The sequence below is a fragment of the Peribacillus sp. P4_C12 genome (assembly GCF_056402095.1).
Genome location: NZ_JBFUIB010000108.1, coordinates 1 through 10,082, shown reverse-complemented (window position 1 = coordinate 10,082; position 10,082 = coordinate 1). Strand labels below are relative to the sequence as shown.

Annotated in this window: 13 protein-coding genes and 1 other annotated feature; all 13 genes read left to right on the top strand. The window is 39.1% G+C overall.

Annotated features, from left to right (window positions below; translation table 11 throughout):
* Positions 1–176 (top strand): flotillin-like FloA family protein (locus AC1DUW_RS14670; RefSeq protein WP_477642826.1); only part of this gene is annotated, 176 nt, incomplete at its 5' end.
* A 22-nt stretch (positions 177–198) separates the two neighbouring features.
* Positions 199–702 (top strand): hypothetical protein, encoded by a 504-nt coding sequence (locus AC1DUW_RS14665; protein WP_477642825.1) that lies wholly within the window; start codon positions 199–201, stop codon positions 700–702.
* 125 nt (positions 703–827) lie between these two features.
* A complete protein-coding gene (gene yqfC / locus AC1DUW_RS14660; protein WP_053347001.1) occupies positions 828–1,112 on the top strand; it encodes a sporulation protein YqfC in 285 nt (94 codons plus the stop codon).
* A 15-nt stretch (positions 1,113–1,127) separates the two neighbouring features.
* The gene (gene yqfD / locus AC1DUW_RS14655; protein ID WP_053347000.1) at positions 1,128–2,315 is read left to right on the top strand and encodes a sporulation protein YqfD; all 1,188 of its coding nucleotides are present in this window, start codon (positions 1,128–1,130) and stop codon (positions 2,313–2,315) included.
* A gap of 3 nt (positions 2,316–2,318) precedes the next feature.
* The gene (locus AC1DUW_RS14650; protein WP_053346999.1) at positions 2,319–3,281 is read left to right on the top strand and encodes a PhoH family protein; all 963 of its coding nucleotides are present in this window, start codon (positions 2,319–2,321) and stop codon (positions 3,279–3,281) included.
* 192 nt (positions 3,282–3,473) lie between these two features.
* Positions 3,474–5,645: an HD family phosphohydrolase gene (locus tag AC1DUW_RS14645; RefSeq protein ID WP_053346998.1), complete on the top strand. Its 2,172-nt coding sequence runs from the start codon at positions 3,474–3,476 to the stop codon at positions 5,643–5,645.
* On the top strand, positions 5,642–6,118 hold the full coding sequence (gene ybeY / locus AC1DUW_RS14640; protein ID WP_053346997.1) for an rRNA maturation RNase YbeY: 477 nt from the start codon (positions 5,642–5,644) through the stop codon (positions 6,116–6,118). Before AC1DUW_RS14645 ends, ybeY begins: the two co-directional genes overlap by 4 nt.
* A complete protein-coding gene (locus tag AC1DUW_RS14635; protein WP_053346996.1) occupies positions 6,096–6,473 on the top strand; it encodes a diacylglycerol kinase family protein in 378 nt (125 codons plus the stop codon). Before ybeY ends, AC1DUW_RS14635 begins: the two co-directional genes overlap by 23 nt.
* A 9-nt stretch (positions 6,474–6,482) precedes the next feature.
* The gene (locus tag AC1DUW_RS14630; RefSeq protein WP_376102825.1) at positions 6,483–6,911 is read left to right on the top strand and encodes a cytidine deaminase; all 429 of its coding nucleotides are present in this window, start codon (positions 6,483–6,485) and stop codon (positions 6,909–6,911) included.
* A complete protein-coding gene (era, locus tag AC1DUW_RS14625) occupies positions 6,904–7,833 on the top strand; it encodes a GTPase Era (RefSeq protein WP_053346995.1) in 930 nt (309 codons plus the stop codon). Before AC1DUW_RS14630 ends, era begins: the two co-directional genes overlap by 8 nt.
* A 99-nt stretch (positions 7,834–7,932) precedes the next feature.
* Positions 7,933–8,076: a YqzL family protein gene (locus AC1DUW_RS14620; RefSeq protein ID WP_083450815.1), complete on the top strand. Its 144-nt coding sequence runs from the start codon at positions 7,933–7,935 to the stop codon at positions 8,074–8,076.
* A gap of 33 nt (positions 8,077–8,109) precedes the next feature.
* On the top strand, positions 8,110–8,862 hold the full coding sequence (gene recO / locus AC1DUW_RS14615) for a DNA repair protein RecO (RefSeq protein ID WP_053346994.1): 753 nt from the start codon (positions 8,110–8,112) through the stop codon (positions 8,860–8,862).
* A gap of 58 nt (positions 8,863–8,920) precedes the next feature.
* Positions 8,921–9,095, top strand: a binding site (T-box leader).
* Between the two features lie 187 nt (positions 9,096–9,282).
* On the top strand, positions 9,283–10,082 hold an 800-nt coding region (glyQ, locus tag AC1DUW_RS14610; protein ID WP_477642824.1), incomplete at its 3' end, for a glycine--tRNA ligase subunit alpha.

The following is a 10,082-nucleotide window of genomic DNA, read 5'->3' as shown; positions in this document are numbered from 1 at the left end:
CGTTGGCTATGGCAGATGCACTAAAAAGTGGAAACCTTGGAGTGATGGATTATATGAATATCCAAAATATCACGGCTGATACGGATATGCGTGATTCCATCAGTAAAATCTCCGACAATCCAAAAGATAACAACATTAACAATAATAATAATAATAATAACAATAATAATAATTAGATCAGGAAAGGGAGGTCTTTAAATGGGAGATTTTATTGATTTCTTTCTCAAGAACCCATTCCTTATCATTGTCTTGATCGGTATTTTAACGTCCATGTTAGGAAAGAAAAAGCAGCCTCAGCAAAGTGATGATCCAAATACGCCTCCGAAAAAGAAATGGCAGGAGGTCATCCGGGAGCTTCAAGGTGAAATGGCACAAGGTAATCAACAGCAAAGGCCTGCACCTGCTCCCGTAAGGAAAGTCGAACAGCAGGCAGCACAGGCTGCTGAAGTAATCGATGAGACGAAAACTGAAGCTAACAAAAGGATTGCGGAGCTTAGGCGTCTGCAGCAGAAGTACGATCAAGAGCGTTTATATCAAAAAGCGAAGGTGGATCAAATTACATCAGCGATATCTGATAATAACAGTCCGGTCTATCGCAAAGGACCGTCTTTTGGCAAAAAACAGCTGATTGATGGCATCATCATGTCAGAAGTGCTGGGACCGCCAAGGGCGAAGCGAAGTCTTCAGAGGTCAAGGAGATAACTCGATAGGGGACCTGTTTGCATTATGTATTTGATGCAATAAAAAAATAGACTTTTGTTCCTTTATAATTTTGTGCTAGAACCCTCTTTCATTTCATACATTGAGATGAAAGGGGGTTCTTTTTTATGGCTCGTAATTGGGGAAAAAAAATGAAACAGCTTATGACCAAAACAATGGACCTTCCGCAAGATGTCATGATGGACCTGCCGCGAATTACTATGATCGGACAATTACATATTTATATTGAAAATCATCGTGGCTTATTAGCTTTTACTGACAGTGAAGTACGATTGATGCTGAAAAATGGTCAGCTGCTAATAAAGGGAACAGCCTTTGTCATTAAGACGATTTTGCCGGAAGAAATCATGCTCGAAGGCAAGATTGACAAGGTATATTTTATCAATGAATGATCCCGGGAGGTCTCCATGAAAAACCAATGGACAAACTACTATACAGGCTATGTTAAAGTGAAGGCTTATGGCAGAGGTGCGGAACGGTTGATTAACATGCTGACAAGGAGAGGGCTTCATATCTGGGATGTGAAGCGTGTTGGAAGTGAATCTCTAATTTTTCATATGGATTTTAGAGATATTCCAAAGCTCCGTCAGGTTATGCGTAAAAGTGACTGCAAAGTAAAGTTCATGCAGGGAAAAGGCGTTCCGTTCCTATTGAAGAGAGTAATGAAAAATAGCGGGTTTTTGGCTGGTCTAATTGCCTTCCTGCTTTGTATTTTTGTACTTTCCAATATGGTTTGGGGCATTGATGTGCAAGGTGCAAAGCCGGCAACCGAGCATGCCATCCGAAAAGAGTTGGACAAGATGGGCGTGAAAATTGGTAAGGTGCAATTTTTTGTTGATGATGTGGATACAATCCAGCGTAAACTATCTGATCGGATTGGCGCATTAACGTGGGTGGGAGTTGAGCTGAAGGGGACAACTTACCATTTTAGAGTTGTTGAAAAACGGCAGCCGAAAGAAATCGAGAAAACGTCTCCACAGAATTTGGTAGCTTCGAAAAAAGCAATAATCACTGATTTGTTCGTAAAAAAAGGACAATCTATAGTAAACGTAAATGATTATGTCGGCAAAGGGCAGCTTCTTGTTTCAGGTGTGATTGGGAAAGAAGACAAGCCGGAAATTGTATCAGCTCAGGGAGTAATAAAAGGGAAAACCTGGTATAAAGCGGAAGTGAAGGTTCCGTTGAAAACTAAATTTTCTGTTTTAAACGGAAATGAAACGAGTAAGCACTATTTAAAAATGAGTGGATTTTCTTTGCCAATCTGGGGTTTCAAAGATCCGGGATATGAAAAACAGGAAAAAGAAACGACTGTGAGGCCGTTTCACTTTCTTCAATGGGAACTGCCTATTTCCTATAAAGTTGTGACCTTAAGGAGCAAGGATGATATTGTCCGAAGTTATACGAAGGAAGAAGCGATAAAGGAAGGTAAAAAAATGGCCCGAGCCGATTTGCAAAAGCTGCTCGATGAGGAAGATGAAATCGTGGGAGAAAAAATTTTGCACGAAAGCATAGAGAATGGTAAAGTTAAATTATCTATACATTACCAAGTTATTGAAGATATAGCGATTGGACAGCCAATCATTCAAGGAGACTAACGAATGGCAGATGATGTGAAAGTAATTAAGCTAGAAATAGAATCACCTAATGAAGCAATGGCTTTATTGGGCAATGGAGATTCAAATGTAAAAGTGCTTGAAGAAGAGCTTGGAATTTCAGTTATTACCCGAGGTGAAGCAATCAGTGTTGCTGGAGAAATCGAGCGGGTAACAATGGGTCAGGAAATATTGAAAGCACTATTAACAGTAATTAGAAAAGGAATTACAATCAGTTCCAGGGATGTTCTATATGCAATTGAATTGGCTAGAAAAGGGACCTTAGAATATTTCGGTGAATTATATGAAGAGGAAATCGCTAAAACAGCTAAAGGGAAATCTATTAAAGTCAAAACAATCGGTCAGAGATACTATATTCAAGCTATAAAGAAGCAAGACTTAGTATTTGGAATTGGACCTGCTGGAACCGGGAAGACCTACCTTGCTGTAGTGATGGCGATTAATGCATTAAAAAATGGCCATGTTAAAAGAATTATCTTGACTCGACCGGCTGTTGAAGCGGGTGAAAGCCTTGGTTTCCTGCCAGGAGATCTGAAGGAAAAAGTAGATCCGTACCTACGGCCGTTATATGACGCCCTACATGACCTTCTGGGGATGGAACAGACCCAAAGGATGATAGAACGTGGAACGATTGAAATTGCTCCTCTTGCCTACATGAGGGGACGTACGCTTGAAGATGCATTTGTCATCTTGGATGAGGCACAAAATACGACTGAAGCCCAAATGAAAATGTTCTTAACTCGGCTTGGATTCGGTTCAAAGATGGTCATTACGGGAGACCGTACACAGATTGACCTTCCCAAAGGAATGAAGTCTGGTTTGGTTAGGGTTGAAGAAATCTTGAAAAATGTTAAAGGTCTTTCATTTGTTTATTTTGAACAAAGTGATGTTGTAAGACATCCACTTGTAGCCAAAATCATTACTGCTTACGAGCAGGCAAAGGAATAAGAAAAAAATCCGCCAATTCCACTCGGCGGATTTTTCGTGCTGTGTGTAGATTATGTGTCTTTATTAGCAAAAAGTAGAAATAGAACGGAAGAAGCTTTACATTTATCATAACCAATGTGAAAATTAACAAGAAAACTGTTATGATTTTACATATCTAGAATATTACATCACTTTTTTATAGGAGGACCTTCCTTGAATCGTATCCAGAAATTTTTCACTAAAATAAAGGGGCTATTGGTCCATCGTTTTTTTCAAGTACTGTTGTTTCTGATACTTGGTTTGTTTGCGTATGGATTAATGTTTTCCAATGTCAAACCGGAAAAAATCCAGGTAGAGCTTTTTAAGCCGGCAGAACAAACTATTCGTTCAACAAAGACTGTAGAAGATACATATAAGACCGAACAAGAAAAAGAAGAGATTTCAAAACAAGTGGCGGATGTCTATACATTAAAAAAAGAATACGCCAAAAATAAAGTCGATCTGATCTCATCCATTTTTGATTCGGCAATTGAGGTGAATAAAGAAACAGATCCTGAAAGAGATAAAAAAGAGGAAGGAAAGGAAGATAAAAAGGAACCAATAAAAACTGATGCTCAGAAGGTTTCCATTTTAAAAGAAAAATTGACAGATGAAGTCAATAGAAATATTGAGGATTCTGTTTTCCTTGCTTTAGTGCAGGCGGATGAAGATGAGTTAGAAATAGCAAAAGACTCAACGATCACGGCTGTTAATAATGTGATGAGCTCACGAATTGCGGCCAGTGATGTTGAAAATGCCAAGAAAAAGGTTGTAGAAGAATTAGGGTATATGAGCATTAATAGCGATATGAAAAAAGCCTCTAATTCCCTTGCACGCACGGCAATCATCCAAAATGTGTTTTTCGATAAGGATAAAACCGAGGAGCAACGTAGGAAAGCAATCGAAAGCGTAGAGCCTATTAGAATTCTTCAGGGGCAGATTATTGTTGAAGAAAATCAGCTAGTAGACCGGGATGTGTACAGGCAACTTGAACTGGCAGGTTTTTTAAGTACAGAGTCTACCATTTATCCTTATATTGGGCTACTGCTATTTATCCTTTTAACTTTTGGAGCTTTTTATTACTTTTTTTCCTTTTCAATTTCCAAAAGGGATAACAAATACAATCAGTTATTGATCTTCAGTCTTGTCTTTATCCTTTCAATGGCAACTATGAAAACTGTCAGTGTTTTGGCAGATCTTAAAAATTCGAATTTGGAATACATTTTCCCAGGTGCCATGGCGGCTATGCTTATTAAGATTTTATTGAATGATAAGCTAGCTGTAGCAATGATTATTTTATTAGGTTCGTATGGTACGATTATATTTAATGGTGATACACCTGGAAATCTAGATTTCTCGATGGGACTTTATATTATTTTCGGGGGTTTGGCGGCAATCATTATATTATCGCGCCCAAATTTCAAATCAAAAGTTCTGATTGCAGGACTTCTGATGTCTTTAATCAATATGGCATTTGTATTTTCGCTTATCTTTATAATGGACGGGCATTATACTAAAATGGAGTATTTGTACTATGCTGCTGCAGCTATAGGATCGGGAGTGGGTTCAGCTGTTTTGACAATGGGCCTGTTACCGTTTTTTGAGGCAGGTTTCGGGATCTTATCATCGATGAAGCTAATCGAACTTTCAAATCCAAACCACCCTTTACTACGAAAAATTTTAATTGAAGCGCCAGGAACCTACCATCACAGTGTAATGGTGGCCAATTTAGCGGAATCAGCTTGTGAAGCTATTGGATCAAATGGATTGCTTGCAAGGGTCGGCAGTTATTATCATGATATAGGCAAGACGAAACGTCCGCATTTTTTCATCGAGAATCAGATGAATGAGGAAAACCCGCATGATCGACTGCAGCCGGAAACGAGTAGGGATATCATCATTGCCCATGCTGTTGATGGTGGAGAGATGTTGCGCAGTCATAAATTCCCGAAAGAGATTGTTGATATTGCGGAGCAGCATCACGGGACTACTTTATTGAAATTTTTCTATCATAAGGCGAAGAAGCAGGATGATACGACAGTTGAAGCCTGTTACCGTTACCCAGGCCCGAGAGCGAAAATGAAGGAAGTCGCTGTCATAGGGATTGCTGATAGTGTAGAGGCCGCGGTGAGATCGATGCAGCACCCTACACCTGAGAAGATTGAAGAGCTGGTAAGTTTTATTATTCAGGACCGAATTCAAGACGGTCAATTTGATGAATGTGACATTACTATGAGAGAATTAAGTATCGTGAAGCATTCCTTATGTGAATCGCTTAATGGTATCTTCCACTCTAGGATTGAATATCCGGAGCCGGATAAATTAGGACAGAAGGTGAAAGAATGATTTTAGCAATCGATTTAATGGATGAAACGAACGAAGTTACGGAAAAAGCTCAGAACCTTGTTGAAAGTATTCTGCAATTTGCGGCTAAAAAAGAAAATATTGAAGAAGATACGGAACTGTCTGTCACTTTTGTAGATAATAAGAGAATTCAGGAAATCAATAAAGAATATCGCCATAAAGATGCAGCTACCGATGTCATTTCTTTTGCACTGGAAGAGATGGGTGAAGATGAAGTGGAAATTATCGGGGCCGAAATGCCTCGTATGCTTGGTGATATTATCATTTCCATTGAGCGTACAAAGGAGCAGGCAGAAGAATACGGACATTCTTTTGACCGTGAACTTGGGTTTTTAGCTCTTCATGGTTTTCTTCATTTACTAGGCTTTGATCACATGACTGAAGAAGATGAAAAAGTGATGTTTACTAAACAAAAGGAGATCTTGGAAGAATATGGACTTTCAAGAGAAGGGTAAAAAAAAGTATCCTTTAATAAAAAGCTTCTCTTTTGCCTGTCAGGGGATTTTGGAAGCAGTTCGAACAGAACGTAATATAAAGATTCATTTCTTATTAACAGTAATCGTCGTATTCTTTGGTTGGTATTTCTCATTGAATGGGATGGAATGGCTGTTCATTTTGGCTGCCATTGCTGGTACGATTACATTAGAGCTCGTTAATTCAGCGATTGAAAGAGTTGTAGACCTGGTAACAGACCAAATCCATCCCCTTGCTAAGCAGGCAAAAGATATTGCAGCCGGAGCTGTATTCATATATGCTATATTTTCTATAATAGTTGGATTGATTATCTTTTTGCCGAAGTTTGGTCTATAGGTGGTTGAAATGGTATCCAATTTGAAAGGAAGATGTGAATTGAATACGAATGAATTGATTGAGGAAGCTAAAAAAGCAAGGGAAAAGGCTTATGTACCTTATTCAAAATTCAAAGTAGGGGCTGCTTTATTAACTGCCGATGGTAAGGTTTATCATGGGTGCAATATAGAAAATGCTGCATATAGTATGTGCAATTGCGCAGAAAGAACCGCTTTATTTAGTGCCTATGCCCATAATGATAAGAAGTTCACAAAACTAGCAGTCGTAGCAGATACTGATCGTCCTGTTTCCCCATGCGGAGCGTGCAGGCAGGTTATTTCAGAACTATGTGAACAAGATATGATGGTTGTTTTAACCAACTTAAACGGGGATATTAAAGAATTAACAGTACAGGAATTGCTTCCAGGAGCTTTTTCACCGGAGGATTTAAATGAATAAACTATTTGACGAAACACAAGTAAAAGGTTACAAATCAGGTTTTATTTCGATTATAGGACGACCTAATGTTGGCAAGAGTACATTTTTGAACCGGGTTATTGGTCAAAAAATTGCCATTATGAGTGATAAACCGCAAACAACGAGAAACAAGGTTCAAGGTGTACTTACACAAAACGATTCACAAATGATATTCATTGATACACCGGGTATTCATAAACCGAAGCATAAGCTTGGGGACTTTATGATGAAGGTAGCAACAAATACATTGAAAGAGGTCGATTTGATTCTCTTCATGATTAATGCGACAGAAGGATACGGACGTGGTGATGAGTTTATCATTGAAAAACTACAAACCGTAAAAACACCTGTTTTCCTTGTAGTCAACAAAATTGATGCTATGCACCCTGATGATTTACTTCCAATTATTGAGAAATATCAAAAGCTTTATCCGTTCGCGGCCGTCGTTCCAATCTCAGCGCTTGAAGGCAATAATGTCGATACACTGCTTGAACAAATCAAGGAGCATCTTCCTGAAGGTCCACAGTTTTATCCAGCTGACCAAGTAACCGATCATCCGGAGCGTTTTATTATTTCTGAATTGGTCCGCGAAAAAGTTCTGCACCTGACTAGGGAGGAGATTCCCCATTCAGTGGCTGTTGTTATCGATTCAATAAAAAAAATGGATAACAGTGATACAATTAATGTTATGGCTACGATTGTGGTAGAACGTGATTCACAAAAAGGTATTGTCATTGGCAAGCAAGGGAAAATGTTGAAAGAAGTCGGTAGCCGTGCGAGGGTTGATATCGAGAATTTATTAGGTTCGAAAGTATTCCTGGAACTATGGGTGAAGGTGCAGAAGGATTGGCGTAACAAAGCGAGCCAACTTCGCGATTATGGTTTCAATGAAAGTGAGTATTAATTAGCAAAATTTACGCTTCATGAAAGTGTGGAAAAAGGTCAAGCTAATCATATGGTCGGATATTTATATTGCTAGTTAAAAATGAAAGGTGGGCTTTATATGTTGGATTTTACCTGGGAGTTATTTAGTGAAACAGGTAATGTGGACACCTATTTGCTGTTTAAGGAGATAGAAGTCGAAAGACAGGAAAGACCCTTAGTATTGAGTGATGAGCTAGCAGATATTGATTTTCCTGTTTCATAAGATAGTCTTGGCAAGCATGGGTGGTGTCTTGGTATGCTCCAAAAATGTGAAGGCATTGTCATAAGACGGACTGCATATGGAGAAAACAACAAAATTATTACTATTTATACCCGTGAGCTAGGGAAAATTGGAGTTATGGCTAGAGGAGCCAGTAAACCTAATAGCAGGCTTGCTGCCGTCACCCAACTTTTTTGCTCCGGGTATTTCCTTGTTTCTACATCAAGCGGACTCGGAAGTCTTCAACAAGGAGAAATGGTCGACTCGCTTCGTTTTATAAGGGAGGACCTTTTTGCCACTGCATATGCTTCATACATTGTTGAATTGGTTGATAAAAGCGTAGATGATAAGAAACCAAATCCATATCTGTTTGAATTACTCTCGCAAACCTTGCATTACATAAACGAAGAATATGACGCGGAGGTTTTGAAATTTATTTTCGAAATGAAGATGCTGCCCGTCAACGGGATTAACCCAGTACTAAATCAATGTGCTGTTTGTGGTGAAACAGAAGGGGAATTCTCCTTCTCGCTACGGGAAGGTGGTTTTATTTGTCACCGCTGTCTGGGAAAAGACCCATATCACTATAAAATTTCACCCGCAGCCGTTAAATTGCTGCGAATATTTTATTATTTGGATTTATCAAGGCTTGGAAACATTTCGGTTAAGCCTGAAACGAAAAAAGAACTGCAGAAAATCATTGATGCTTATTATGAAGAGTATTCAGGCCTCCATATAAAATCAAAAAAGTTCTTAAAACAGATTGATACGATGAAAGATATGTTTTAAGATTTGACCTATTGACATTCCAGGCTTGATTGTATAAAATTCTAATCATTAAAATAAGAAGATTGCGTTGATGGAAAAGAGTATCTGTCATTCTCCATAAAAAGCGAACCTGGGATGGTGAAAGCCGGGGTATGGATTTACAGGGAAGGCGTTCCGGAGCATGTAGCTTTGAAAAGAGGCCGGTTTATTAACGGCAATTAGGGTGGAACCGCGGGTAAACTCTCGTCCCTATGCATTTCGCATAGAGACGGGAGTTTTTTGTTTGCAAAAATGCGAAAGAATAACAATGAATGGACCGGTAAAACACTTGAATTAATTGGTGAAATGCATGCGTGGCCGATAAACGATTCAAAATTACTGGTATAGGAGTTCCCGTCCCTAATTCATAAAGAGGCGTTTTAAATAATTTGGAGGTGTACGATGAATATTCAAAATATGATTTTAACTTTACAAAAGCATTGGTCTGAACAAGGCTGCATATTAATGAATGCTTATGATGTCGAGAAGGGGGCAGGAACGATGAGCCCTTATACGTTCCTTAGAGCAATTGGACCTGAACCGTGGAGTGTTGCTTATGTGGAGCCATCCCGCCGTCCAGCAGACGGTCGTTATGGAGAGAATCCTAATCGTCTCTATCAACATCATCAATTCCAAGTGATCATGAAGCCATCCCCAGACAATATCCAAGAGCTGTATTTGGATTCATTGCGTGCATTAGGTATTAACCCACTTGAGCATGATATTCGCTTTGTAGAAGATAACTGGGAAAACCCATCATTAGGTTGTGCTGGTCTCGGCTGGGAAGTTTGGCTTGATGGAATGGAAATTACACAATTTACGTATTTCCAACAGGTAGGCGGTCTTGAGTGTAAGCCGGTTTCCGTGGAAATTACATATGGAATCGAGCGTCTGGCTTCCTACATTCAGGAAAAAGAAAATGTGTTTGATCTAGAATGGACAGAAGGATTTACAGTACGGGATATTTTTGGACAGCCGGAATACGAGCATTCAAAATATACGTTTGAAACATCCGACCTTGATATGTTATTTCAACTTTTCACAATGTATGAAAAGGAAGCACATCGCCAAATGGAAGAAGGGCTTGTACATCCTGCCTATGATTATGTTTTAAAATGTTCACATACATTTAATCTTTTGGATGCAAAAGGTGCGATTTCAGTAACGGAAAGAACGGGGTATATAGCCCGCTGCCGTAACTT

Excerpts from the sequence above, each read along its gene's own strand:
- era (WP_053346995.1), top strand. The coding sequence starts at position 6,904 with ATGAATAAACTATTTGACGAAACACAAGTAAAAGGTTACAAATCAGGT.
- AC1DUW_RS14620 (WP_083450815.1), top strand. The coding sequence starts at position 7,933 with ATGTTGGATTTTACCTGGGAGTTATTTAGTGAAACAGGTAATGTGGAC.
- AC1DUW_RS14665 (WP_477642825.1), top strand. The coding sequence starts at position 199 with ATGGGAGATTTTATTGATTTCTTTCTCAAGAACCCATTCCTTATCATT.
- yqfC (WP_053347001.1), top strand. The coding sequence starts at position 828 with ATGGCTCGTAATTGGGGAAAAAAAATGAAACAGCTTATGACCAAAACA.
- AC1DUW_RS14650 (WP_053346999.1), top strand. The coding sequence starts at position 2,319 with ATGGCAGATGATGTGAAAGTAATTAAGCTAGAAATAGAATCACCTAAT.
- yqfD (WP_053347000.1), top strand. The coding sequence starts at position 1,128 with ATGAAAAACCAATGGACAAACTACTATACAGGCTATGTTAAAGTGAAG.
- recO (WP_053346994.1), top strand. The coding sequence starts at position 8,110 with ATGCTCCAAAAATGTGAAGGCATTGTCATAAGACGGACTGCATATGGA.
- AC1DUW_RS14635 (WP_053346996.1), top strand. The coding sequence starts at position 6,096 with ATGGACTTTCAAGAGAAGGGTAAAAAAAAGTATCCTTTAATAAAAAGC.
- AC1DUW_RS14630 (WP_376102825.1), top strand. The coding sequence starts at position 6,483 with ATGGTATCCAATTTGAAAGGAAGATGTGAATTGAATACGAATGAATTG.
- ybeY (WP_053346997.1), top strand. The coding sequence starts at position 5,642 with ATGATTTTAGCAATCGATTTAATGGATGAAACGAACGAAGTTACGGAA.